Source organism: Acinetobacter lwoffii (genome assembly GCF_024129715.1).
Classification (GTDB): domain Bacteria; phylum Pseudomonadota; class Gammaproteobacteria; order Pseudomonadales; family Moraxellaceae; genus Acinetobacter; species Acinetobacter lwoffii_U.
This window is the reverse complement of sequence record NZ_JAMXXM010000023.1, coordinates 1-26,033: the sequence shown is the minus strand read 5'-3', so window position 1 is coordinate 26,033 and position 26,033 is coordinate 1. Positions and strand designations below refer to the sequence as shown.

General features: G+C 44.2%; 27 protein-coding genes. 12 read left to right on the top strand and 15 right to left on the bottom strand.

The genetic code is table 11. From position 1 onward, the window contains the following. Positions 1-17: 17 nt before the first annotated feature. Positions 18-707: a YggS family pyridoxal phosphate-dependent enzyme gene (locus NI462_RS12360; RefSeq protein WP_253160839.1), complete on the bottom strand. Its 690-nt coding sequence runs from the start codon at positions 705-707 to the stop codon at positions 18-20. A gap of 123 nt (positions 708-830) precedes the next feature. Here NI462_RS12360 and NI462_RS12355 point away from each other — a divergent pair, with 123 nt between their 5' ends. After that, complete coding sequence (locus tag NI462_RS12355) at positions 831-1,868, top strand: type IV pilus twitching motility protein PilT (protein WP_004279279.1); 1,038 nt, start codon at positions 831-833, stop codon at positions 1,866-1,868. Between the two features lie 30 nt (positions 1,869-1,898). Further along, positions 1,899-3,020 (top strand): PilT/PilU family type 4a pilus ATPase, encoded by a 1,122-nt coding sequence (locus NI462_RS12350; RefSeq protein WP_005096052.1) that lies wholly within the window; start codon positions 1,899-1,901, stop codon positions 3,018-3,020. A 70-nt stretch (positions 3,021-3,090) separates the two neighbouring features. Here the strand turns inward: NI462_RS12350 and fur are convergent, their stop codons facing one another. Continuing rightward, positions 3,091-3,528 carry a ferric iron uptake transcriptional regulator gene (gene fur / locus NI462_RS12345; protein WP_005096051.1) on the bottom strand — a complete coding sequence of 146 codons (438 nt, stop codon included), beginning with the start codon at positions 3,526-3,528 and terminating at the stop codon, positions 3,091-3,093. Between the two features lie 112 nt (positions 3,529-3,640). Between fur and NI462_RS12340 the strand changes: the two genes are divergently transcribed. Beyond that, positions 3,641-4,039, top strand: coding sequence for an outer membrane protein assembly factor BamE (locus NI462_RS12340; RefSeq protein WP_004279275.1), 399 nt, complete (start codon positions 3,641-3,643; stop codon positions 4,037-4,039). A gap of 100 nt (positions 4,040-4,139) precedes the next feature. Here NI462_RS12340 and NI462_RS12335 read toward each other — a convergent pair whose 3' ends face one another. The 9 genes from NI462_RS12335 to NI462_RS12295 form a co-directional block, all read right to left on the bottom strand. After that, positions 4,140-4,472: an RnfH family protein gene (locus NI462_RS12335; RefSeq protein ID WP_005104788.1), complete on the bottom strand. Its 333-nt coding sequence runs from the start codon at positions 4,470-4,472 to the stop codon at positions 4,140-4,142. Beyond that, positions 4,472-5,551 carry a hypothetical protein gene (locus NI462_RS12330; protein ID WP_253160825.1) on the bottom strand — a complete coding sequence of 360 codons (1,080 nt, stop codon included), beginning with the start codon at positions 5,549-5,551 and terminating at the stop codon, positions 4,472-4,474. The genes NI462_RS12335 and NI462_RS12330 overlap by 1 nt, the downstream gene beginning before the upstream one ends. A gap of 143 nt (positions 5,552-5,694) precedes the next feature. Continuing rightward, positions 5,695-6,141 (bottom strand): bacteriohemerythrin, encoded by a 447-nt coding sequence (locus NI462_RS12325; protein WP_153566760.1) that lies wholly within the window; start codon positions 6,139-6,141, stop codon positions 5,695-5,697. A gap of 275 nt (positions 6,142-6,416) precedes the next feature. Beyond that, the gene (locus NI462_RS12320) at positions 6,417-7,265 is read right to left on the bottom strand and encodes a class II glutamine amidotransferase (RefSeq protein WP_004730575.1); all 849 of its coding nucleotides are present in this window, start codon (positions 7,263-7,265) and stop codon (positions 6,417-6,419) included. 132 nt (positions 7,266-7,397) lie between these two features. After that, the gene (gene argB / locus NI462_RS12315; RefSeq protein WP_004279270.1) at positions 7,398-8,306 is read right to left on the bottom strand and encodes an acetylglutamate kinase; all 909 of its coding nucleotides are present in this window, start codon (positions 8,304-8,306) and stop codon (positions 7,398-7,400) included. 10 nt (positions 8,307-8,316) lie between these two features. After that, complete coding sequence (locus NI462_RS12310) at positions 8,317-9,735, bottom strand: phosphomannomutase/phosphoglucomutase (protein WP_253160823.1); 1,419 nt, start codon at positions 9,733-9,735, stop codon at positions 8,317-8,319. Positions 9,736-10,122: 387 nt separating this feature from the next. Continuing rightward, positions 10,123-10,575 carry a dUTP diphosphatase gene (gene dut / locus NI462_RS12305; RefSeq protein WP_004646127.1) on the bottom strand — a complete coding sequence of 151 codons (453 nt, stop codon included), beginning with the start codon at positions 10,573-10,575 and terminating at the stop codon, positions 10,123-10,125. A gap of 47 nt (positions 10,576-10,622) precedes the next feature. Beyond that, positions 10,623-12,662 carry a UvrD-helicase domain-containing protein gene (locus tag NI462_RS12300; protein WP_253160821.1) on the bottom strand — a complete coding sequence of 680 codons (2,040 nt, stop codon included), beginning with the start codon at positions 12,660-12,662 and terminating at the stop codon, positions 10,623-10,625. 137 nt (positions 12,663-12,799) lie between these two features. Further along, complete coding sequence (locus NI462_RS12295; RefSeq protein ID WP_004646124.1) at positions 12,800-13,453, bottom strand: YiaD family glycine zipper/OmpA-like lipoprotein; 654 nt, start codon at positions 13,451-13,453, stop codon at positions 12,800-12,802. Positions 13,454-13,705: 252 nt separating this feature from the next. Here NI462_RS12295 and yihG point away from each other — a divergent pair, with 252 nt between their 5' ends. From yihG to NI462_RS12265, 6 genes are all read left to right on the top strand, one after another. Further along, positions 13,706-14,647, top strand: a complete 942-nt coding sequence (gene yihG / locus NI462_RS12290; protein WP_253160819.1) for a 1-acylglycerol-3-phosphate O-acyltransferase, YihG family — start codon at positions 13,706-13,708, stop codon at positions 14,645-14,647. A gap of 2 nt (positions 14,648-14,649) precedes the next feature. Continuing rightward, entirely contained in the window at positions 14,650-15,714 is a 1,065-nt protein-coding gene (locus tag NI462_RS12285; RefSeq protein WP_168386749.1) for a preprotein translocase subunit SecA, read from the top strand. A 159-nt stretch (positions 15,715-15,873) separates the two neighbouring features. Beyond that, the gene (gene minC, locus NI462_RS12280; protein ID WP_253160817.1) at positions 15,874-16,578 is read left to right on the top strand and encodes a septum site-determining protein MinC; all 705 of its coding nucleotides are present in this window, start codon (positions 15,874-15,876) and stop codon (positions 16,576-16,578) included. 66 nt (positions 16,579-16,644) lie between these two features. Continuing rightward, positions 16,645-17,457: a septum site-determining protein MinD gene (gene minD, locus NI462_RS12275; protein WP_004646120.1), complete on the top strand. Its 813-nt coding sequence runs from the start codon at positions 16,645-16,647 to the stop codon at positions 17,455-17,457. A gap of 2 nt (positions 17,458-17,459) precedes the next feature. After that, on the top strand, positions 17,460-17,732 hold the full coding sequence (minE, locus tag NI462_RS12270) for a cell division topological specificity factor MinE (protein ID WP_005104804.1): 273 nt from the start codon (positions 17,460-17,462) through the stop codon (positions 17,730-17,732). Positions 17,733-17,928: 196 nt separating this feature from the next. Then, positions 17,929-18,216, top strand: coding sequence for a PA4642 family protein (locus NI462_RS12265; protein WP_153567141.1), 288 nt, complete (start codon positions 17,929-17,931; stop codon positions 18,214-18,216). 62 nt (positions 18,217-18,278) lie between these two features. On the opposite strand, the gene NI462_RS12260 is transcribed toward NI462_RS12265, so the two are convergent. Then, positions 18,279-21,338: a DNA translocase FtsK gene (locus NI462_RS12260; RefSeq protein ID WP_253160815.1), complete on the bottom strand. Its 3,060-nt coding sequence runs from the start codon at positions 21,336-21,338 to the stop codon at positions 18,279-18,281. Positions 21,339-21,587: 249 nt separating this feature from the next. On the opposite strand from NI462_RS12260, the gene trxB reads away from it, so the two are divergent. From trxB to NI462_RS12245, 3 genes are all read left to right on the top strand, one after another. Next, positions 21,588-22,550 carry a thioredoxin-disulfide reductase gene (trxB, locus tag NI462_RS12255; RefSeq protein WP_253160813.1) on the top strand — a complete coding sequence of 321 codons (963 nt, stop codon included), beginning with the start codon at positions 21,588-21,590 and terminating at the stop codon, positions 22,548-22,550. A 92-nt stretch (positions 22,551-22,642) separates the two neighbouring features. Continuing rightward, a complete protein-coding gene (gene aat / locus NI462_RS12250; RefSeq protein WP_253160811.1) occupies positions 22,643-23,374 on the top strand; it encodes a leucyl/phenylalanyl-tRNA--protein transferase in 732 nt (243 codons plus the stop codon). A 21-nt stretch (positions 23,375-23,395) separates the two neighbouring features. Beyond that, positions 23,396-24,211: an arginyltransferase gene (locus tag NI462_RS12245; RefSeq protein ID WP_253160809.1), complete on the top strand. Its 816-nt coding sequence runs from the start codon at positions 23,396-23,398 to the stop codon at positions 24,209-24,211. A gap of 12 nt (positions 24,212-24,223) precedes the next feature. On the opposite strand, the gene rimI is transcribed toward NI462_RS12245, so the two are convergent. From rimI to NI462_RS12230, 3 genes are all read right to left on the bottom strand, one after another. Further along, a complete protein-coding gene (rimI, locus tag NI462_RS12240; protein WP_253160807.1) occupies positions 24,224-24,685 on the bottom strand; it encodes a ribosomal protein S18-alanine N-acetyltransferase in 462 nt (153 codons plus the stop codon). A gap of 105 nt (positions 24,686-24,790) precedes the next feature. Continuing rightward, on the bottom strand, positions 24,791-25,672 hold the full coding sequence (locus NI462_RS12235; RefSeq protein ID WP_253160805.1) for a metal-dependent hydrolase: 882 nt from the start codon (positions 25,670-25,672) through the stop codon (positions 24,791-24,793). Between the two features lie 224 nt (positions 25,673-25,896). Next, the coding region (locus NI462_RS12230) for an EF-Tu C-terminal domain-related protein (RefSeq protein WP_079279704.1) at positions 25,897-26,033 on the bottom strand (137 nt) is incomplete at its 5' end.

Below are 26,033 nucleotides of genomic sequence, written 5' to 3'. Positions count from 1 at the left end.
AAACTGACATTAGTAGTTTATACATCTTTTTTAGGCCGTGCACCAAATAGGGCTGTGCCAACACGAACCATGGTAGAACCCGCAGCAATCGCTTCGGTCATATCCGCAGACATGCCCATACTCAAGGTATCCCAATCTTCAGGATGCGCATGCTGAGCTTTCACCCTATCAAATAAAGCTTTAGCCTCGATGAAAGCTTGAGGATTGCCCGGCGCTGGAATCACCATCAGGCCACGTAAGCGCACATTTGGTAGTTGGCTGATTTGTCTAACTAAATCCGCAACTTCTTCCGGCTGGCAACCATCTTTCGTATCCTGAGCATCAATATTGACCTGAAGACAGATATTCAGCGCGGGCTGATCATCTCCACGCTGATTGGATAAACGCTCGGCAATAATCAAACGATCCACCCCATGCACCCAGGCAAAATTTTCTGCCAGATGTTTGGTCTTGTTACGCTGTACATGGCCAATAAAATGCCATTCAATCTCCAAGTCTTTTAGAGCCGTAATTTTCTCCAGCGCTTCCTGCAAATAGTTTTCGCCAAAGGCACGTTGTCCTGCCTGATACATATCAGCCAGTACTGCACTCGGCTGGGTCTTGGAAACGGCCAGCAGTTGCACCGAATCTGGCTCACGACCGGCCTGAGCACAGGCTGTTTCAATTTGCGCTAAAACCTGATTTCGTGACTGTTGCAACATATTCATTGATGGGGTTCTCATTTCATTCATCTTTTTTTCCCTTGCCCATAAACTAAGGGTTGGTTAAGCTGTGGGAAAGCCTTATTATTCTATCAAAATAATTAACATTTTAATGAACTCGGGGACCTTATGGATATCACAGAATTGTTGGCATTTTCTGCTAAAAATGGTGCGTCGGATTTACACTTGTCTGCAGGCTTACCGCCAATGATTCGTGTCGATGGGGAAGTTCGTCGTATCAACCTGCCAGCATTAGAACACAAAGAAGTACATAAACTTGTTTATGACATCATGAACGATAAACAGCGCCGTGATTTTGAAGAAAATCTGGAAACTGACTTTTCTTTTGAAGTACCCGGTGTGGCCCGTTTCCGTGTCAACGCATTTAACCAGAACCGTGGTGCCGGTGCAGTATTCCGTACCATTCCATCCAAAGTTCTGACCCTTGAAGATCTGGGCATGGGACAGATTTTTAAAGATATCTGTGAATATCCGCGTGGTCTGGTACTGGTCACAGGGCCAACCGGTTCGGGTAAATCAACCACCTTGGCGGCGATGCTGGATTATATTAACGACAACCGCTATGACCATATTCTGACCGTCGAAGATCCAATCGAATTTGTGCATCAATCCAAGAAATGCCTGATCAACCAGCGTGAAGTGCATCGTGATACGCACGGCTTTAATGAAGCCCTGCGTTCCGCACTGCGTGAAGACCCGGATATTATTCTGGTTGGTGAGATGCGTGACCTTGAAACCATCCGTCTGGCCTTAACTGCGGCAGAAACTGGTCACCTGGTGTTTGGCACCCTGCATACCACCTCTGCGGCCAAAACCATTGACCGTGTGATTGACGTATTCCCTGCCGAAGAAAAAGATATGGTTCGTGCCATGTTATCGGAATCATTGCAGGCTGTGGTTTCACAGGCCTTGCTGAAGAAAAATGGCGGCGGACGTGTTGCGGCACATGAGATCATGATTGGTATTCCTGCAATCCGTAACCTGATTCGTGAAAATAAAGTCGCACAAATGTATTCTGCGATTCAGACCGGTGCCAACTATGGCATGACCACACTGGATCAGACCCTGAAAACCCTGGTATCTAAAGGTCTCATCAGCCCGCAAGTGGCACGTACTGCAGCCAAACAGCCAGAAGCATTCTTATAAGAAAAATTAATTGTATTGGGGTTTTTATACATGGATTTTAACGGCTTACTCGATTATATGGTGGAGAAAAAAGCATCGGATCTGTTCATTACAGCCGATGTCGAACCTTCAATCAAAATTAATGGGCAGATTTTACCGATTGGTTCGATAAAATTACCCGGCGCGGCAGTGGGGCAACTGCTTCACTCCATCATGAGCGACAAGCAGCGTAAAGAATTTGCAGACACGCGTGAATGTAACTTTGCCATCAGTACACCGGATAAAAGTGCCCGCTTCCGTGTCAGTGCCTTTCAGCAGCGTGATCAGCCGGGTATGGTTTTGCGTCGGATTGAAACCGTGATTCCGACCATGGATGAACTCAAATTACCGCCGATTCTAAAAGAACTGGCGATGACCAAACGCGGCATCATTATTTTTGTCGGGGCAACCGGTACCGGTAAATCAACTTCGCTGGCCTCGCTGGTCGGTTATCGCAATGAAAATTCCAAAGGTCATATCATTACCATTGAAGATCCGATTGAATTCATTCACCAGCATAAAGGCTGTATCATCACCCAGCGTGAAGTCGGGATTGATACCGATTCCTTTGAAATTGCCCTGAAAAACACCTTACGTCAGGCGCCGGACGTGATTCTGATTGGTGAGATTCGTTCGCGTGAAACCATGGATTATGCGATTGCCTTTGCCGAAACTGGTCATCTGGTCTTTGCGACCCTGCATGCCAACAACGCCAACCAGGCCATTGACCGGATCATTCATTTCTTTGAAGCAGACCGGCATAACCAGCTGTTCATGGACTTGTCACTGAACATGAAAGCCATTGTGGCACAGCAACTGATCCCAACCATCGATGGCAATGGTCGTCGTGCCGCGATTGAGATTCTGATTAACTCCCCCCTGATTGCTGACCTGATCCGTAAAGGTGATGTGCATGAGATCAAGGACCTGATGAAGCGTTCCCGTGAACTGGGCATGCAAACCTTCGACCAGGCACTGTATGACCTGTATAAGGCCAAGCAGATCAGCTATAAAGATGCGCTGAAACATGCGGATTCACCCAATGACTTACGTCTGCAAATCAAACTGGCAGAAGAAGGCGGCAGTCATTTATTACGTGCACATTCCAATATCACCTTTGATGGCCAGTCCTGATCAGATTGAACACATAAAAAAAACAGGCTTCAATCGAAGCCTGTTTTTTTTGTTTCAACCGGAGCGCAAATTATTTTTTACGAAACACTTCCTGACAGGCCGGCGCATCGCAGTAGCCATACAGATTCAGAGAGTGACCGGTTAATTCAAAACCAAATTTTTCAGCAACATCATGCTGCTCTTTTTCAATCGTATCATTGATGAATTCAACGACTTTGCTGCAATTCAAACAAACCAGGTGATCGTGGTGATCTTCCTGCATGATCTCGAAAACGGAATGATTGTTTTCAAAATTATGACGCTCAATAATACCCGCGGCTTCAAACTGTGTTAACACACGATACACAGTTGCTAAACCTACATCTTCACCCTGATCGAGTAAAGTCTTGTAAATATCTTCCGCACTTAAATGATGTTGTCTTGAATTTTCTAGTAATTCTAATATTTTAATTCGTGGAAGGGTAACTTTCAGTCCAGCTTTTCGTAAATCTTGGTTTGAAATAGTCATGTAAAAAGGTCTCTCAACAAAATCAAAGTTGGAATATGCAACAAACTTTAGATGCAGTATGATCTATCCTTGGATCAAATGCATCATAATTAATTTGGGATAGTTTAGCAAAATGCAAAAAATCATGTTGACGTTATTCGTCACTTCCTTGCTCGTCGGCTGTTCGACATTAGGTGTTTATAAAGTAGATATTCCACAAGGAACCCCTTTAACCCAAGCTCAAGCCGCTAAAATTCAAGTGGGAATGAGTCATCAACAGGTGCGTTTCTTACTGGGCAGTCCAACGGTAAGCGATCCGCTGAATCCTTTACGCTGGGACTACATCTATAACTATACCCCAGGAACCTACGCTAAAAAAGCCAAGATCCCGGCAGCCCAAGGCCAGCATTTGAAAATCTACTTTAACCAGTCTGGTATCGTGGAACGTGTTGAAGGTCTGGAGACGATTCCAGAATCTCAACCCGGCTTACCAGGATCAAAAGAAGCGATTTTAAATGCTCCTCCACTATAGTCGGTTTCACATGAAAAAGCCCCTGAATCATCAGGGGCTTTTTTAATTAAGCTGATTGATTGAGCAGATCATTGAAACTACTGCTCATTCAAGCCGCTCTCTATTCGGAAGATGGTTTCAGCTTTTTTAAAAGATTGCCTCTGGCATAACGACCCACCGGATTTTTCTCGGCGCGTTTACGTCGGATGTCTTTAGGATTGATGGTCAGTGCTCGGTAAATTTCCACCCTGTCACCTGCTGCCAGTGGCTGCTGCTGATCTTGCAAGCGCACGCCAAAAATGCCCAAAAATAATGGTTCAGGCAAGTCGACCTGCTCACGGATTCCACTTTGCTCAATCGCGTCCAGTGCCGTCATGCCAGGCTGAAATGACACGGCTAGATGAAATTGTTTTTCTGGCGTCGCATATGCCACCCAAATCATCGCCTCACTCATCAGACGAATTGTCCTAAGACAGCAATGATTGCCAGAATAATCCCAACCGGCAACACTACACGCACTGCAATACGCCAGATGTTATAAAACGCTTCAGAGCTGAAATTCATTGATTTACGCAAATGACTGATCTTCATGATCCAGCCAGCAAATAATGCATAGATCAAACAAATCAATAAGCCCCAGACGAGCAAGACCACATTGAAAATTGGGCTTAGATTTGGAATAGCCCAGATCAGTGTAACCGCCGCCACAATCGCCCATTGAATCGCAGGATGAAGCTGGCGTTGCTGTAATTGTTCACGTGCCATTTGCAGAATTAATGCAGCAGCTGCGACCATCGCTACGACCAGAGTAAATGCAGGGATTTGCGCTTGTATAGCAAAGAAAGCAAATGCAATGACAGCAACTAGCTGCGCAATCCAGATCGGCAATACCGTCTTGCTGGCGACATCCTGTTGTTGTACAGCGCTCAGACTAGATTGCCAGTACAAGCCCATGCCCAGACCACTTGCGACCAAAGCCAATACGGTGGCATTGCCCCATTCCGAGAACTCGACTGGTGTGACTTGCCATGCAGGTAGCGCCGTTCCCATCACATTGGCTAGAACCAGAGACGCCAGTACGCCAATCGTGGTAACAGCCAATAAAATTTGACGCGGTAGCAGTGACAGGGCCAACGCTACTATTGCCAATCCAATCAACAGAAGATTGGGTGCAAGATCAAGTGCAGCAATCGCCAGAACATTGCTGGCATTGTTCAGCATGGCACCTGCCAAAAACGGAATAAAGATCACACTTAACCAGCCGACAATACGCCATTTCTGTGACGCATCAGCTTCACGGGTCAGCGTCGACAGCGCCTGTAATGGCGTTGTTTTAGAGCGCTTGGCCAAAGCAATTTCCAAGTAGCAGACTGGAAGCGCCAGAATCAGCATGGTGGCCAACCAGAGCATCCAGAAATCCAGCTGACGATCAATCTGGATACCGGTTATCGGTGCGAGCGTCGCGATGATAATAAACGATAAACAGAAAGCCATCAGCGGCGATAACCATTTTGACATAGCATTGTCCTGCATGATGCATTCCTATAAAAATCTAGCGCTATTTTGCCTTGTGAAGCGGTGAAAATCAAAAACAAAAAGCAAACCACCTTAACGGTGATTTGCTGCGCAAAAATTATAATTAGATTTTAATTTTTGTTATCTCGTTACGTCTTTTATTATGAGAAGAAACGAGCGAACCAGTTTTTACCTGTTTTCTTTTCTTTTTCCTTGATGATCCCCATCATATTTTCTTTCACGGCACCGACATAATCGGCGTCATCGTGCTGAATATGGTTAATCAGCCATTTCGATAATACTTCATGTAGTTCATGTTCAATCGACTGCCCCAGTTCAAAACGGTCACGATAAGACTCGATTTTTTTAATAAACAGGTCATGCACACGTTTATGCGGTACCCGATATTTATAGCCGGCTTCTTCCTGAAGAGATTCCTCAAAGGTAAAATGCGACTGGGTATAATCAATAATATTGTCAAGAATCTGTTTAATACGGGCACGCTCGGTATTGGCATCAATTTCGTTGATATAATCGAGAATTCGTTTGTGCTGATCGTCAATCACATCGATACCAGTATTATAATCTGGGACCCATTTCATTTTCATTACGACCACCTATAAATATTAAGGACTTATAACGTGAAAATGAGCATATAGCGTATTGATTCAAATAAAAATGAAGCAAATTAGTCGGCTTTCCGCCTAAATCCGGCTTTTTCATTTTAAGTTTCTGTTATATATAATTAAAAATAATTTATCCTGAGTAAAAGGCTAAGATATTAATTAACCAAAATCCGCAATAAACCTTTATTTATTCTTAGATTTTTTCTTATTTTTTAAATATAAAAAAACGGAGTTTAAACTCCGTCTTTAATCGCATTTCAATATTGATCAGCTCGCGTGACGCGTTTTAAGGAAGGATCAAGACGTTCACGTTCCAGACGTTCAACATGCGTCAACTGAGAACGTACTTTCGCCCCATGCTGAAACAGGATCATTTCACCGGGCTGGAAGGCAGTCCATTCTTCATTCTGGGTCAATGGTTCAGTGGTAATCACTGCGACGCGATCTTCAGGGGTCGTGACCTGACTAAAGTCCACTTCGACATCAATATCAATCAGCTGAGCCGGTCTAAACGGGTATTCACGTACCAGCCAGTGGAGTTTAGTAATCGCATAGCTAAACAGCGCCTGACCATTCGACAGGCAGAAATTAAAGGTGCCATGCTCCGCGATTGCAGGTGAAATTTCAGCTAGAAGATCGAAAACCTGATCCAGTTTCGGCTCATGATAGCCAAAGCGTTTCACCAGTTGATCCAGCAGGTAACAGAAGGCACGCTCACTGTCGGTATTTCCGACTGGGGTAAAGCGCCCTGACAGTTCAGGAAAATAATCATATAAATCGCCATTATGGGCAAAAATCCATTGCCGCCCCCAAAGTTCACGGCTAAAAGGATGCGAGTTTTCCAGATTAATTTTGCCTTGGGTCGCTTTACGGATATGGGCAATCACATTGCGTGATTTGATTGGATAATTACGTACCAGCTCGGCAATCGGTGATTCAATCGCGGACTGGTTATCGACGAACAGACGGCAGGCTTTATCTTCAAAGAAAGCAATCCCGAAACCATCCGCATGATCAGAGGTAATGCCCGCCCGCTGGGAAAATCCGCGGAAGGAAAAAGTAATATCCGTCGGGGTGGCACAATTCATTCCGAGCAGTTGGCACATGGTTTGATTTCAGCTCTTTATTTCACTTAGAAGCTTATTGTGCATGACTGTCCCAGTCATTTCAAATAGGTGGCTATAAGAAATCCAAATAAAAAAGAGTCTCTATTGAGACTCTTTTTCGCAAAAATTGGCTTAAGAACGATGCGGATTGGCACGATTGGTAATGAGGGTGCCCACACCATGATCGGTGAAAATTTCTAGTAAGCTGGCATGAGGTACACGGCCATCCACGATATGTGCACTTACGACGCCGCCTTTTACCGCATCCAGCGCACAACCGACCTTTGGAATCATGCCGCCATAAATCACGCCAGTTTCGATCAGACGATCGACTTCTTGAGTGGTCAAACCAGTCAACAGGTTTTTATTTTCATCCAAGACACCGGTGATATTGGTGAGTAGAATCAGTTTTTCTGCACCTAGGGCTTCAGCGACTTTACCAGCGACCAAATCAGCATTGATATTATAGGTATTGCCTTCTTCATCGACACCTAGCGGGGCAATGACTGGAATAAAGTCACTATTGGTAAACATTTCCAGAACATCGGTTTTCACGCCAACGACTTCACCGACCAGACCCAGATCAATTTGCTCAACTGAACCATCTTCAGCCACTTTTTCCATCAGCAGCTTTTGCGCACGAATCAGGTTGCCGTCTTTACCGGTAAGACCAATCGCACGACCACCATGCTGGTTAATCAGGTTCACGATAGATTTGTTAACGCTACCGCCAAGTACCATCTCGACTACTTCCATGGTCGCAGGATCAGTCACGCGCATGCCGTCAATACGGTCTGATTCGCGGCCCAGCTGTTTCAGCATGGAATCGACTTGCGGGCCACCACCATGTACCACGATCGGATTAATACCGACTGTTTTTAATAATACGATATCACGTGCAAATGAACTTTCCAGCTCAGGATCGGTCATCGCGTTACCGCCGTATTTTACCACCAGGGTTTTACCCGCAAAGCGTTGAATATACGGCAAAGCTTCTGTCAAAATCTGTGCTTTGTCGATGCCTGTTTGTTGATTTGGCATTCGCCTCTCCTTATTGAGCATCTAAAATGTCTTGAGCGATCTCTGGATAACGGTCACGCAACATGGCTACAAACAGATGACGAATTTCATTTAGACCTTGGGCATTATTGGCATCAAAGCGCACTGTGAAATACTCACCTGTATTGGATGCTCGAATGATGCCAAAACCATCCTCAAAATCAAGACGTATCCCATCAATTTTACTGATTTGCACATGAATTCTTGCGGATTGTTGTTCAACGAAGTTTAAAAGCTCAACAGGACGTACTTGACGCGTTGAAATATAAAGATCTTCAGTACCATGTCGTTTTGGATAAGCCGCCAAGGCCTGCGCGAGAGTTTGCCCCGTTTGGTCGAGATATTCCATGACTCTGAGCGCTGCATAGAGTCCATCATCATAGCCCCAGCCGCGACCATCATTAAAGACATAATGTCCGGCATATTCCCCACCAAAAATCGCCTGATGCTGAGACTGCTTCAGATAAGTTCTGAGAAATGAACTGCCGGTACGAATCATCACCGGTTCCCCGCCCAGACGTTGCACTGTATCGCGAACCAGAGTTGAACATTTCACATCATAAACAAATTGGCGTGGTGCTGAATCGCTTAGGCAAATTTCAGCAAACAGGCACAATAACTGATCGGCTGTAATAATCTGACCATGTTCATCAATCAGAACCAAGCGATCGCCATCACCGTCCAAGGCAATACCGAGATCAGCCTGCTGTTGCATGACGGTTTGACGTAAAGTCTCAAGATGTTTGTCTTGCGAAGGATCCGGCGCATGATCCGGAAAATGTCCATTCGCCTCACAACGTAAAGCAATCACTTCACAGCCCATTTTTCTGAGTACCAAGTCAGCACAACGTCCGGCTGAGCCATGCAGACCATCCAGAATCACTTTAAATGAGCGCTTTAATTGAATATCTTCTAATATTCCCTGCTGATACTGCAGGCAAAACTCTGGAATAATCTGATGCGGCAGTTCAGCTAAAGTAATTAGCTGGCTATCGCAATGTGACTTTGCCAGTTGGGCCACCTGTTGAATCATCTCAGGACAAGGTGGTTCACCATCAATAATCCATTTAATACCATTATCTTCTTTAGGATTATGACTGGCAGTGACCATAATGCCATTGCCATCAAACTGGCGTGCGGTGAAATATAGCATTGGGCTGGAACAACAACCTACAATAGTGGCTTCCAGCGAATAATCTTTAAAAATACGGGCAATCGTGTCGGCAAAAGCCGGACTACTGATGCGTGCATCATAACCAATGGCGACACGTGTCTGTCCCGCAGTCTGATACTGCTGGGCTAAACCGTGGGCAATTGCATCAATGATCCCGGCACCTAATAGACTGACTTTACCGCGTATGTCATAGGCACGAAAGATATGCATGGGGAATGGATGATTCATAGATCCCATAAAAATGTCTTTTCACTATTCATTAAAATAAGGAGATTTAAAATGATGATTTCATCATAATGACTTTAAACATTTGTTTTTGTTTTAAGACCCGCTATTTTTAAACGATTTCAATGTAACAATCAATTATAAAAATATAATCTACAACTTTAGAATTATAGGGTTCTTGTAATTAAACAATGATTATTCAATTATATTTATTTTGAGTTTCATCTAATTAGACATTTGATAATTACATCAATTTTGGATTTAAATAATTCTACTTGGCCGAAAAAATAAGGTTTTATTTTTTAAATATATTTCAACCAACTCATTTTTTTTAATATTTAATCTAATCAACTAAAAATGGCTTACATCCAGTTAATGAATGTAAGCCATTATTAAAACTTAGTTTTTACCCGTATGACCAAAACCGCCAGCACCGCGTTCAGTCGCTTCGAATTCATTCACCAGATCGAATTCAGCTTGTACCACAGGAACCAACACATACTGCGCCAAACGTTCACCTGGCTCTAAGCTGAATGCCGTCTGACTACGGTTCCAAACGGATACCATCAATTCACCCTGATAATCAGAATCAATTAAACCTACCAGGTTACCCAACACGATCCCATGTTTATGGCCCAAACCCGAACGTGGCAAGATCAGACCAGCAAATGCAGGATCTTCAATATAGATTGCTAAACCAGTTTTTACCAAAACCGTTTGGCCTGGTTCAATGATTGTGGTTTCTGCAACACACGCACGCAAATCCAGCCCCGCTGAACCTGTCGTAGCATAAGTCGGTAATGGCCATTCCTGACCAAGACGCGAGTCAAGGACTTTCACCTGAACTTTCATGTATTCATTCCTGTTGTTTCATTTAAAATAAGAGCAAGTCTTGTACCTTATCGTTTGATAAGATTACGCAAATTATCAAGATAATGTTGGGCTTGTAATTTTGGATCGATGTTACCGGCCAGCTTTTTCTTGCGGCCTAACCATTCCAGCTCATCTTCCGGTAATTCATCCAGGAAACGGCTTGGGGTCATTTGCTTCATCTGCCCACCGGCCTTGCGCTGTTCTGCCAGAGTAATGGTCAGTCCCTGACGTGCACGGGTAATCCCCACATACATCAGACGGCGTTCCTCTTCGACCGTTTCTGCAGCGATCGAGTTTTTATGTGGCAGAATTTCTTCTTCCAGCCCGATCAGATAGACATAAGGAAATTCCAGACCTTTAGACGCATGCAAAGTCAATAAATTGACTTTATCGGTGTCCTCTTCTTCCTGCTGCTGCTCGAGCATGTCCAGCAGCACCATTTTACGAATCACACTTTCAATATTTTTTTCATCAACATCTTCAGCGCGGTTAATCAGGCTTTGAATGCTGCTATAGAGCACTTCGATATTGTCGAGCTTGGTCTTTTCCTGCGCTGGTGTGGCTGCAGTTTCCTTGATGTAATCGATATAACCGGCTTCAATCATCATCTGGCGGATAATTGGCACTGGTTCATCATCATCCAGTAAATTGCGGGTAAAACCCTCAATAAAATCGGCAAACTCAGCCAGTTGAGTCGTGGCCTTTTTCGGAATCGCCATGGTCAGACGCTGATCCGCAGCCGCAGCCAGAAGCGACAGATTATTTTCCTGAGCAAATAGACCGAGCTTTTCCAGCGTTACCGGACCAATTGCCCGTTTTGGCGTATTGATAATTCGTAAAAATGCACTGTCATCTTCAGGGTTAATGATCAAGCGTAAATAGCTCATCATGTCCTTGATTTCGGCACGTGCGAAGAAGGACTGTCCGCCAGATAATTTATACGGAATCTGCATCTGACGTAGATGGGTTTCTAAGATACGCGCCTGGAAATTGCCGCGGTACAACACCGCATAATCTTTCCAGCTTTTACCGTTCATCAATTTATGCGTGATCAGGTCTTTAACCACGCGTTCTGCTTCATCATCATCATTGCGGCAGGTAATCACACGGATCATTTCACCATGGCCTTTGTCCGACCAAAGCTTTTTATCAAAAATATGCGGATTATTACCAATCACGGTGTTGGCTGCTTTGAGAATACGACTGGTCGAACGATAGTTCTGTTCCAGTTTAATCACTTTTAAATTAGGAAAATCCTGCTGCAGCAAGGCCATATTTTCCGGTTTAGCACCACGCCAGGCATAAATCGACTGGTCATCATCGCCTACGGCGGTGAACTGTCCCATCACGCCAACCAGTAATTTCACCAGAATATACTGCGCCGTATTGGTATCCTGATATTCATCGACCAGCAAATAACGCACGCGATTTTGCCATTTGTCACGAACTTCGGCATTTTCCTGCAGCAAGCGCGTTGGCATCACAATCAGGTCATCAAAATCCACGGCGTTATAGGCACGCAAATTACGTTCATATAATTGATATAAATGCGCAAACTGCACATCTTCGGCAGTTTCACAGGTAGTATATGCCTGCTCGGGTGGAATCAGATCATTTTTCCAGTCCGAGATCATTTTCATGGCTTTGGCAATCAGTTCTTTGCTTTCTGCACCGGATAAATTGTCACGCTGCATCAGATCCATCAGAATGCGTTTACAGTCGTCAGCATCCAGAATCGAGAAATTATTTTTCAGTGGGGTATGTTTCAACTCCAGGCGCAGCATATTCAGGCCAAAAGTATGGAAGGTCGAAACTGAAACGCCTTTACTTTCTTCACGCGTCAACAATTTGCTGACACGCTCTTTCATCTCACGTGCTGCCTTGTTGGTAAAAGTCATCGCAGTAATACGATGTGCGGGAATCCCGCAATGCTTGACTAAATACGCGATTTTTCGCGTGATCACTGAAGTCTTGCCTGAACCCGCTCCTGCAAGTACTAACAAGGGTCCTTGAGTGTATTTCATGGCTTCAAGTTGCTTGTCATTTAACTGACTGGCGAGTGACATATGGCTTCCTCTTCTAGATTCGGCTCCGATTATAGTCATCTCTGCGTCAGTTGCCTAATTTAAAATACGATTAATCAGGTCAATATTCAGATATAAAAAAACCACCCGAAGGTGGTTTTTTCTTAAGCGTTCAAGAATTATTGAACTGCATATACCGCGATTTCTACACGACGGTTTTGCTCTTTACCTGCAGCAGTTGTATTGTCTGCAATTGGGTTCGCTGAACCTAAACCTTGAGCATTAATACGTGTACGTGAAACACCTTGGCCTGCCAAGTAAGTCGCTACAGAGTTTGCGCGTGCTTGAGACAATGGCAAGTTAATTGAGTCATTACCCGTGCTGTCTGTATAACCAGTTACAAGAATACCGCTCTTGTTATCTTCAGTTAATACTTGCGCTACTTTGTTCAAAGTGCCATAAAAGTTTGGTTTGATATTTGACTTGTTCGTGTCAAATGTAATGCTGCCTGGCATCACAAGGTTAATCGAACCATCTGCATTACGGTTAACGTCTACGCCCGTACCCGCTGTTGCTTGACGTAATTTTTTCTCTTTGTTATCAAGATACACACCCGCTGCACCACCAACAACAGCACCAATCGCTGCTGCACGGTTATTTTGACGGCTGGTATTCGCATTGCCTTTAGAAACACCGTAACCTGCTGCAGCACCAATTAAAGTACCTAGAGCAGCTTTATCATATTCCACACCACCGATGTTATTACCAGTTGATTGACAACCTGTAAGTGCTACGGCCCCTGCTACAGCTGCTGAAATGACTAGTGCACGCATCGCATGACTCCTTGTTGTATGCTTTGTTGTTAAGCGAGATAATGATTTAAATTGAATGGGCTAACCATTGAATTTTTGTTAATAATAAATCGTTTAGTAATATTTTGTAATGTTTATATGTAACTAAAACCAAGTAGTTCGTCACAATATCTTCATAGTTTCCTGTTTAGGCTTTTTTATTTGCCTAACTGTCTCTATATTACTCAAAATATGAAAAAATTTAAGTGATTAATCTCTGGGGACTGTTTGGATATGTCATCGAATAGCAACAAGCAACCGACTTTAAAAAAACTGGCGCGTGGCCTGACGGTCACATCCGTCATGACGGGCAGTACTTTTTTTCATGGTCCCCCGGTGCTGGCCTTGGGTTTAACCAAACTTTTTAAAAAATCCGCAAAAGTGGATGAAACCAATATCAAGATTACCAACAGCTGGTTAGGGGTCAACAACTGGCTGATTGAGCATGTACTGAAAAACACGCAATGGCAAATCAGCGTAGATGAGTCACTGGATTTGAATATGCAGGGCCGTTATTTGATGACCTGTAATCATCAGAGCTGGGTCGATACCACTGTCAATCAATACTTCGGTCTGACCCGTATGCCCCTGACGCGTTTCTTTACCAAATGGGAACTTATTTTTATTCCTTTTGTTGGTCAGGCCTTTAAAATCTTGGGCTTCCCGATGATGAAGCGGCATAGCAAGGAACAGATTGCTAAAAATCCTGCGCTAAAATACCGGGATATGGAAGAAGCACGTAAATCCTGTGAACAGCTGATCAGTCAGCCTTTTACCCTGTTAAATTATCTGGAAGGCACGCGTTTTACCCAAGAAAAGCATGATCAGCAGCAGTCTCCCTATACACATTTACTGAAGCCTAAAGCCGGTGGGCTGGCATTGGCACTCAGTATTCTCGGCGATAAAATTGATGCGCTGGTCGACATGACTATTGTTTATCCTGACGGTATTCCGGGCTATGGTGAATTTTGGTTAGGTGAAGTGCCACGTATTGCGGTAAATTTAAGAAAAATTGATATTCCTGACTGGGTGCTCGGTGGCAATTATGAAGATGATGCTGAATACCGTGCACGTTTCCAGAAATGGATTGATCAAATCTGGACTGAAAAAGATCAGCTCATCGCACAAATGCAGCAGAACTTTGCCCAAGCCCCGGTCGGATCTGTAACCGAGTAATTATGAAGAACGACAACCCGGACATTACGTCCAGCTCATTTAAATTTGTTCGTAAAGGAACCTGGGGCTGGAAAATTGCACTGATTTACGACATTTTCATGATGGTTTTGATCGTCATCAATCTGTTCTGTCTCAGTGCCAACGCCATTTTAATGAGCGATTTTGGTCAGTGGTTGTTTGACTTCATTCGTTTACCCGAAGTGTTGCAGTTTTATAAAAGTGATTTACGCCCTTGGGTCATTATTACCGAGGGCTGGTTTACCACCTTCTTGGTCTGTGAATTACTGGCACGCTGGGTCATCGCGATTGTTCTGCGTCATCATCGACGCTGGTGGTTCTTCCCTTTTGTGCACTGGTATGAAATTTTATCCATTATCCCTCAACTACGTTTCCTACGCCTGCTGCGTGCGGTCGCGATTGGCTACAACCTGCATAGCCATGGTTATAAAGTAATTCCTAACCGCTGGTATCGCCAAGGTAACTTTTATTACAACATGCTAATGGAAGAGCTTTCTAGCCGGGTGGTACTGACCGTACTGGACGGTATTAAGCGTGAACTGACCACGAGCACATCACATAAACAGTTAATTGATGATTTGGTGGAACATCACCGTAAATTACTGGCGATTGCCTTGGCAGATATCTTGCAGGAATCTTTAGGCAAGGAATTACAGGCACAACGTTCCATGATCGCTAAAAATGTAGGGCAAGTAGTGAATCAGGCGATTGAAGATACTCCAGAACTAACCCAATTATTACGTTTGATTCCAATTGTTGGCAGCCGGATTGAACAGCAAATTCAAAGTATTGGTCAACGTTTGGGCGAAAATATCACGCAAGGACTGATTGAACCATTTACCCACACAGGTCAAAAAGAAAATCCGACTTTTGCCCTAATTTCAGATAAAATCAGCCAGATTCAGATTGAACATAATCCACATATTGATAAATTGGTCGAATCGGCTGTTTTTGAAACACTTGAAGCAATCCGGAAACAGGTGAAAGTCAAACAATGGCAACAGATTTTAGAAGAACATGAGCAAAATCAGAGCTCAATAGATAAGTAAAGTTTAAAGTACAGAATCAGATCAATCCGTCCGGTTCTGTTCGCATAAAAAAATAACTGAGATCGCTAGAGAATTACTGCAATTTGTTCTAGGATTTGCACTATTTACAACATTGCTTCGACACAAAACCAGCACGTCAGAAGTATTTAAGGAAGAATTATGGCTGATATACGGATAAAAGGCAGAATGGTCAATGCGATACGCATTAGCCTAGATACCAATGATCATGATGCAATCCGCCAGCAACTTAGCCCAAAATTACAAGCAGCATTTCCACCCGGCACTTTGGCAGTCATTGAAAGTTCAGTTGAACAGGAACTCATTGCGCTGATTCAACTGTTAATCAGTCTGGATGTACAGCCTATGGCTGTTACTGAAGGCTTACTTGGAGATCAGGCGCGCGCCATTCAGTTCCCGGTACTGCCACCTGATCGCCAGTTAGAAGAAATTAAAGCCACCAAAGAACAGGTCGTGGAAGTTAAGCCAGAACCCGTAGCAGACAATGCCCAGGTAGCGCCAATTGTTGCGCATGTGACTTCATATCATGATGAAATTCTGCGTACCGGCCAATGTATCGTGCAGCATAATGGCGACATTATTATCAATGCCGGTATCAACAGTGGGTCAGAAGTGATTGCTTCAGGCAATATCCATGTCTATGGCAGCGCGCGTGGTCGTGTCATTGCAGGTGTCGGTGGCAATACGGCGGCACGTATTTTCTGTCATAGCCTCGAAGCAGAACTGATTTCGATCGCAGGCACCTATTGCGTAGCGGATGACATTCCTCCGCATGTGGTCAAAAAATCAGTGCATATTTACTTGAATGATCAACAAGAGCTTGTATTTGAAGCTCTACAATTTTAATGTATAAATAAACACCAAAAACCCCATTTTAAACAGGGGATTTGAACCATAACAGGAGTGGATTCGGTGGCGAAAATTGTTGTCGTAACATCAGGCAAAGGTGGTGTAGGTAAAACTACAACAAGTGCATCTTTTGCAACAGGTTTAGCCCTACGTGGTCACAAAACTGTTGTTATTGATTTTGATGTAGGTTTACGTAACCTTGATTTGATTATGGGCTGTGAACGCCGTGTAGTTTATGATTTTGTGAATGTTTTAAATAACGAAGCACGATTACAACAAGCACTGATTCGCGATAAAGATATTGAGAATTTATATATTTTACCTGCTTCCCAAACACGTGATAAAGATGCCTTAACCGATGAGGGTGTAGCACGTGTAATGGATGAGCTTTCGCAGGAATTTGACTATATTATTTGTGATTCACCTGCCGGTATCGAGCGTGGTGCCATTCTGGCCATGTACCATGCGGATGAAGCGATCATTGTGACCAACCCTGAAATTTCTTCAGTCCGTGACTCTGACCGTATCATTGGTATGCTCGATAGCAAAACAAAAAAAGTAGAACAAAACGAAGGTCGCATCCGTAAGCATCTGTGTATTACCCGTTTCAATCCGGAACGTGCCGATAAACAGGAAATGCTGACGATTGACGATATTTCTAAGGATATTTTACGTGTACCGACCCTAGGTGTTATTCCTGAGTGTCCAAGCGTTTTACAAGCATCAAACGAAGGTAAGCCAGTGATTCTTTTCACTGAGGCTTCAGCGGGTCAGGCTTATGATGACCTGGTGGCGCGTTTCCTTGGTGAAGAGCGTCCTTACCGTCATATTGAGGTAAAACCTAAGGGCTGGTTAGCACGACTATTTGGAGCGTAGACATGGCAGGATTCTGGAGTAAACTTTTTAGTGGTGAGGAGAAGCCATCAAGCGCACGGACTGCTAAAGACCGTTTGAAGGTGATCGTTGCATCCGAACAAGGCTTGGGGCGTCGCTTGAGCCAAGACAAAATTGACCAGATGAAGACTGAAATCATGCAAGTGGTCAATCGTTATGTTCGCGGTGTCGATGAACAACATATTCAAATGCAGGTTCGTTCTGAAGCCAATATTGAAATGCTTGAAATGAATATCAATTTACCTGAAGAACGATAATCTGATTTTTGATTGGTCAAGTAAATTGATTCAAGGCAAAATATGAGAGTGGTAGAAATAGTAGTTTAGTTATATTCCGCCCACTTGAAGCATAGCTTCAAGTCTTGCGACTAGGCAAAGCAGTGCTTTGCTAATCTAGTCTCATATTTTGCCTTTTTTCATGCCGAAAAAACTACATTAGATCAAGGAAATTGCGATGGCATTATCCCAACCAGCGACCTTTAACGAAGAATGGTCAGATGAGCGTGTATTTGCCTACTTGAATCAGCTTCCTCCTGCAGGCGTTAATGCTGATTTTCACGTGCTCTATCATGCTTTCAAGCATATGCGTCCATTTGATTATGAACGCCTGTTGACGAAATTTGTCGCTGATGGCCGTGATGTCAATGCAACTAATCCGGAAGGACAACGGATTCATGACGTGATTGCCACCTACCCACGTCAAAGTGCGGAGTTTCTGGATGTATTGGCAAAATTTGCCTGAGTCAAGAACACATAAAAAGGCCTGCTTTGAAAGCAGGCCTTTTTATTGCAAAGATTCTGGAACTAAACCAAGATCTCGCGTTTGCCATTGGCACCCATACCACTGACAATGCCGTTTTCTTCCATCTGATCAATGATCCGCGCAGCACGGTTATAGCCCAGACTGAATTTACGCTGCAAGGATGAAGTAGAAGCCTTACGGGTTTCCAAAACAAAAGCCACACACTGGTCATACAGCGCATCACGGTCTGATCCACCGTCGCCACCATCTTCAAAACCACGACTCGATGGTTCTTCATCAAATGGTGTCAGGATCTCGTCGACATAATTTGGTGAACCACGTTCACGCCATGCATCACAGATCCGATTGACTTCGTCATCAGCAATAAACGCACCATGCACACGTTCAGGTTCAATTTTACCCGGGCCGAGGAATAGCATGTCACCATGACCAAGTAAATCTTCTGCACCGCCGGCATCCAGAATGGTACGCGAATCGATCTTGGAGTTAACCCGTAATGCGACACGTGTCGGAATATTGGCTTTGATCAAACCGGTGATTACGTCTACTGATGGACGCTGGGTCGCAAGCAACAGGTGAATACCAGCAGCACGTGATTTTTGTGCCAGACGGGTAATCATTTCTTCGGCTTTTTTACCCACCTGCATGATCATATCCGCGAACTCATCCGCAACAATCACAATAGAAGGCAACGGTGTTAAGCGCGGCGCACGCTCACCCACAACAGAATCGCTGGCTTTCCAGGTTGGATCGATCAGGTCTTCACCATTGGCAATCGCCTCTTCCACCTTGCGGTTATAGTCGCTCAGTTTACGGATTTTCAGGAAAGACATCAGTTTATAACGACGTTCCATTTCATTGACACACCAGTTCAATGCGCTGACCGCATCTTTCATATCGGTAACTACAGGCGTCAACAAATGTGGAATATCATTATAGTTCGCCAGTTCTAGCTGCTTCGGATCGATCAGAATAAGACGCAATTCATCTGGGGTATATTTCAGCAACATCGATAGAATCATCGAGTTGACCGCCACCGATTTACCCGAACCTGTGGTCCCTGCCACCAGCATATGCGGCGCTTTCCCCAGATCAGCAATTACCGGATTACCGGAAATATCCTTACCCATTGCCATGGAGAGAATACTACTCGGATCAGTGAAAGCAGGAATAGTCAAAAGTTCGATCAAACGGACCATTTCACGGGTACTGTTCGGCACTTCGATCCCGATATACGGCTTGCCTGGAATGACTTCAACCACACGCACCGATGCCATCGACATCGAACGTGCCAGATCTCGGGAAATATTGGTCACTTTAGAAGCTTTCACCCCTGGCGCCAGATCCAGTTCAAAACGTGTTACGACTGGGCCTGGCTGTGCTTCTACCACTTTGGCTTTGACATTAAATTCTTGCAGCTTGATTTCAAGCAATTCAGATAAACGTGCCAGCTGCTCTTCGGTAAAATTCACTTTTTTATTCGGATCGACTTCATCCAGTAAATCTAGCCCTGGAAGTGGTGATAAATCTTTACGGCGCTCCACCACCTGCATGGCACGTGACATCGGACGGCCTGAAGCATCAGTTAAAGGAGCATCAAAATCAAACTCGTCTTCATCTTGTGGTTTACCAGCCGTTTCTTGCCAGGCTTCTACAAATTCTTCTTTAGATAAAGCCTCGCGTACTGCTGCATGAGTTGCAGAAGGAGGAGATACTGGTTGCTCTATACCCTGATGCTGAATTGGTGCCTGAACAAAAGCAGAAGATTGAGCATAGCTAGAACTACGTACCGGTTGGCTTGGCTCTTCCTCTTCAATCAGCAAATCACCCAGGTCATCCAGATCGGTCTGTAATGCGCTGTTTTTCAAGACATGTGCAGTCGCCATGGATGCCATGGCCGGTGCAACATTGGTCATGTCTTCTACAATTCTTGAGGTCTTTTCGGCTGGCGCTGTATTGAATGGACTATGCACATCGGTCGCAGTTTTGCCTTGCGGAACTGCAGCCAGAAGTTCATCAAAGATTTCATCATCATCCCAGTCCAGACCTGTATGTGGAGTAGGTGCTGTTCTGGTATGAGCATGAGTCTGTGCTGCAACAGATTGTGGGGCAACTATATGTGAGACTGAAGAATTAAGCTGTTCTTCTTCGGCTGCTTTGAGTAAGGCGTCAATATCCTGTTTATGGCGCTGATCTTCATTCGAATGCAAGGCACGCCACACCTCGCCTGTCGCTACCACACGATCCGGCTGTTGAGGCACTTGCTGTACTTGTTTAAATGTCTCGACTGGTTCAGCAGTCTGCTGCTCAGCTTCGGGAAGATCATCATAAAACTGCGGTTGTTGTGATTCTTTATCGGCAAAATCATCAAATAAACGTTCAGCCACCTGATCACGCACCACCGGATCTATTTCTACCAGTTGATGTTCAGGCGCAGGTGTTACTGCAACCGCTACTTTTTTTGCACTAATGACTGGCTCTTTTTTGGCAACAGGTGCAGTACGGTCAAAATCAGACATGCCTTCAGGCACATTGCGGTAGAACAGATCTTGCAGATAAGCAGGCGTTGCTTTGAGGCTGCTCCAGGTCTTGTTCCACTTCACCCCAAAAGCCAAGGTAAATAACACCACCCAAAGCACAAACAAGAAGAATGCTGCACCGTATACTGTCAGCAATTGTTCAAGACTCTGACCTAATTCATAGCCAATAATACCACCGGAAGAATTATCCAGCGTATCAGCAGGGACTTGCCAGAATAAAAACAACAGCGCTGAGGTGGTCAGCAACAGGAAGAATTGTGCAGCATAGCGAAATGGCCGGTTCAGGAAGCTACGCGGCCACCAGACCTGAATCGCTTCCATAAACAGATAGACAGGGATCAGCAGACTTGCCCAACCGAGAAAGCCAAACAAAAGGTCTGCAATCCAGGCACCCGCTACCCCACTGGCATTCGAAACGGTCTGCGTATCACTGGAGATATGCATCCACCCCGGATCAAATGGCGTATAGGTCACTGTTGCAAGAAACAGATAAATCCCAAATGAGACTAAAAATAATGTCATTACTAAGCGCTGTGCATAGGCACTCGACACCGCTGTCATATACTGTCCTGTAACCAATTCTTCATGAATATTCTTTTGCTTCAATGCTTGAAAAAAGCGACGCAATAAAATGCATATTATGCACCTGTTCTGTGAAAAAAGATGCACTATTGTGCAAGCACAATGTTACTTATGCTCTATAGCCCAAATCGATTTCAATGATCAATAATATCGACTTTAATCTCACACCACTGTTATACAGTTTCACGTATAATTCAATAAATTTCTAAATAAAAAAGGATACAGCTGATGAGCGCACGTCACTCACGACTGATTATTTTAGGTTCTGGCCCCGCAGGCTACAGCGCAGCAGTCTATGCAGCGCGTGCAAACCTAAAACCAACCCTCATTGCCGGTTTGCAACTGGGCGGCCAATTGACCACGACCACGGACGTGGATAACTGGCCAGGTGATCCTGAAGGCTTAACCGGTCCAGCATTGATGGAGCGTATGCAGGCGCATGCAGAGCGCTTTGGCACTGAAATCGTGTATGATCATATCAATGAAGTAGATCTAAACCAGCGCCCTTTCGTATTGAAAGGCGATATGGACGAATTTACCTGTGATGCTTTAATCATCTGTACCGGTGCAACAGCTCAATATTTAGGTCTTGAATCTGAAGCTGCCTTTATGGGTCAAGGCGTCAGCGCTTGCGCCACTTGTGATGGTTTCTTCTACAAAAACCAGAAAGTCATGGTTGTGGGTGGTGGTAATACCGCTGTTGAAGAAGCCTTATACTTATCCAATATCGCTTCGCATGTGACTCTGGTTCATCGCCGTGATTCATTACGTTCTGAAAAAATCTTGCAAGATCATTTATTTGCTAAAGAAAAAGAAGGCAAGATCAGCATTATCTGGAACCATCAGGTCGATGAAGTACTCGGTGATGCACAATCTGGCGTAACTTCAGTTCGTCTTAAATCAACTCAAGATGATTCTACTCAAAACGTTGATGTGACAGGTATGTTTGTGGCGATTGGTCACAAGCCAAATAGCACCATGTTTGAAGGTCAGTTGGAGCTTCGTGACGGCTATATCCAGGTGCAAAGCGGTACTGCAGGTAATGCAACACAAACTTCCGTACCGGGTGTATTTGCAGCCGGTGACATTGCGGACAGCATTTACCGTCAAGCCATTACTTCTGCGGGTTCAGGCTGTATGGCTGCGCTTGATGCGGAAAAATATCTTGATGCGATGGGCAAACTAGACTAAGCAGCAAGAATAAAAAAGCCGTCCATTATGGGCGGCTTTTTTATTGCTAGAATGAGATGATGATTTATCTATAGATTTATGTCGGGTCTGCCATGTCTTTACTTCCTCCCTCAGAATTCATTTTTCCCAATCCGGTCGAGGTTGATCCTGAAGGTGAAGGACTGATTTGTATTGGTGCCGACCTCTCCCCTTCTACACTTTATGAAGCCTATACACATGGATTATTTCCATGGTTTTCAGAAGGTGATCCAATTTGCTGGTGGAGTCCGGAACCACGCTGCATTATTCGCCCCGAAGATTATCATCCAAGCAAATCCCTGCTACGCAATATGAAAAAGCAGGACTATAAAATTACAATCAATCATGCTTTTGAAAGGGTGATTCGTTCCTGTTCATTGCCGCGTGCTTATGCAGACGACACCTGGATCAGTGAAGATATTATCGCAGGCTATTGTGACATGTTCGACGCAGGGTATGGTTATAGCATTGAGGTCTGGGATGAAGATCGCGTCGTCGGTGGACTTTATGGTGTGACCATCGGTCAAGGCTGTTTTGGTGAATCTATGTTTAGTACGCAAACCGATGTTTCTAAAATGGCTTTCTATACTTTAATGCTGATTGGACAGGAAAATAAACTACCCTGGATCGACTGCCAACTGGTCAACGATCATCTTTTAAGCCTAGGTGCCTGCACACTTTCTCGCCAAGACTATCTTAATTCTTTACAAGATATTGTAAAAAAGCCTGCGATTGATTGGAAAAAGTATCAGGAAGGTGTATTTTCAAGTAAAACAATAGCGCAAAACGCGCGCTTAAGTGAATGAAAATAACAGAGGGTAGTTGTTATGAACTCTTATCAGCCAAAGGCCCTACTGAACGATTTACAGTATTATATTACGCCGCCGCATGATTGCAGCTATCTGCCCAACAAGTCGGCGCGCATGGTTTTTCTGGATCCCGGACATCGAATTGATGTAGTCACTTTATCGGAACTGTCACGTACCGGTTTCCGTCGCAGTGGTGATTTCGTGTATCGCCCCGAATGTCATTTGTGTCGTCAATGTCTGTCTTCGCGTGTGCCTGTTGCTGAATTCCGCATGAACAGTTCACAAAAAAAAGCCTGGAAACGTAATCAGGATCTGGTGATAAAAATTACCAGTCCAGAGCACGCCGGGGACCTACATTATGCGCTGTATGAACGCTATATCAATGAACGCCACGCAGATGGCGATATGTTCCCACCCACCCGGGATCAGTTCGAAAAATTTTTATTGCAAAGCTGCACCGACAGCTTCTTTCTAGAATTATGGCAAGGTGAGCGTCTAATCAGCGTTTCCACTTGCGACCTGCTGGATGATGGCATCTCTGCCGTTTATACCTTCTTTGATCCGGATGAAAATCGTCGTTCACTCGGTGCTTTTGCAATCTTGAAACAGATTGAACATGCACAAAAGCTGGGCTTGCAATTTATCTATCTGGGTTATTGGGTGCCACATTCCAACAAGATGAATTACAAATCTCAGTATCTGCCACTGGAACTCTTGATCGATGGACAATGGCGACGTTTAAATCATGCATTGAGTGCCACGGAGATTCAGCAATTGGGAAACTCATTAATGACGACCTTACCCAGCGGATGGAATCACCAGATTATTAAATAAGGTCGTCAGCTTTTATGATTTAAACAGACTAGCAAAATCATCCGTACATGCTTTCACCATAATGATGGCATGTTCACGGCTTCCGTTGGCATTTGGATAATAGTTCTTACGCAGATCAATCTGATGAAAGCCTGATTTTTCATATAGCTTGATCGCAGCCTGATTACTCTCGCGCACTTCCAGGAAAATCTGTACCGGATTGTTTTTTAGCATCACCACTGAAGCCTCCAGCAACTGATAGCCCAAGCCCTGACCTTGCTGTGCCGGATCAATTGCCATGAGCAATAAATTGGCTTCATCCAGCACTGGTTGTAAAATACAAAATCCGGCCACCTGCCCTTGCACTTCAATCACGGTACTTTGATAAGCCGTTACAGCATCTTCGAACTGTTTTAAAGTCCAGGGATGTGATTGAACTGATTTTTCAATCTTTGCAACGACTTCTACATCCGCTGCTTGCATTAAACGAATCATCTTCGTTCATCTTATATAGAATCAACCTCCGCATTATAGAAACTTCATCCAAAAAATCGAGCAAAAAAAAGAGCGATTTTAGTCGCTCTCCAATCTTCAGTTCTGTCACAAATCCAATTTGGCTTTCCAGGTCGCCAACAGTTGATCTGTATAATGATCATTCGGATGGAATCCCGGTTTAAAATACATCAGCATTTCTTTCGCCATACCCGTAATGACACCTTTAGAAGGACTATAGGCATAGGTATAAATGGCTTTTAAGGACTCAAGATTAAACTGCTGATCCTGTTTAAGCAAACGGGCGAGGAAATAGCTTTGCACCACAAATAAGGTTGCCATTGCGATGACCAAGGATGAAGTACGCAGTGCATAGGCTTTTAGGCCTTTGCCAAAAACTCCTTCAAAGACATCATGTGCAACTGCCTTATGTTCATTTTCCTCGATAGCATGCCATAACCACATGGTTTTCATGGTTTCATCTGTCATCAATTCCTGAATGTGGCTATTGGTCAAAAGCTGTGAGGCAATGGTTGCAGTGAAATGCTCAAGTGCCGTAGTTGCAGTCAAATCTACCATTTCTTGGGTAATTCCCACAGGGTTACCCAGTTTAGCCATGACTTTACGTGTCGTTTGAATGACTTTATCGGTATAACGATCAAGCGTCTCGACATCATGCCCATGTTTTTGCGCAGAAGCATTAAAGCCGATATGCTCGTGAGTATGCATGGCTTCCTGACCAATAAAAGCAGAAATTTCTTTTTGTAATGCTTCATTATTGGCAATTGCAGGATGGTTACGTACCGCGCGGACTGAATCTATAAAAAACTTTTCACCTGCTGGAAATAGCGCAGATAATGCGGTCATAAAATGAGTGAGACCTGCTGAACCATTCATCCAATATTCCGGTACAGCATCAAAATCAAAGTTCATGCGACGAACTGGAAAACTTGCACCCGCACGATTTGTAATATTTACTTTCGCATTCATGTGACCACTCCCATCAGGCCAATCCAGACCCGAAAATGTAATATTCATATTCTTATCTGTATATTACGTGGTAATTTTTTTTACATAAGTGCAGTTTAGGTCAAGCCAATATCAGATAAGGACAGCTTTTAAAATCATTGTCCGACAATCTATTTTTAGTTTTATAAAAAGTTTGAATCAAAAAAAAGCGCCTCAAAGAGGCGCTTTTCTTACACAATCAGCGATTATGCAGTTACTTTAGCAACTACACCAGCACCAACTGTACGACCGCCTTCACGGATCGCAAAACGTAGACCTGGGTCCATTGCGATCGGGTGGATTAGCTCTACTGACATCTCAACGTTGTCACCAGGCATAACCA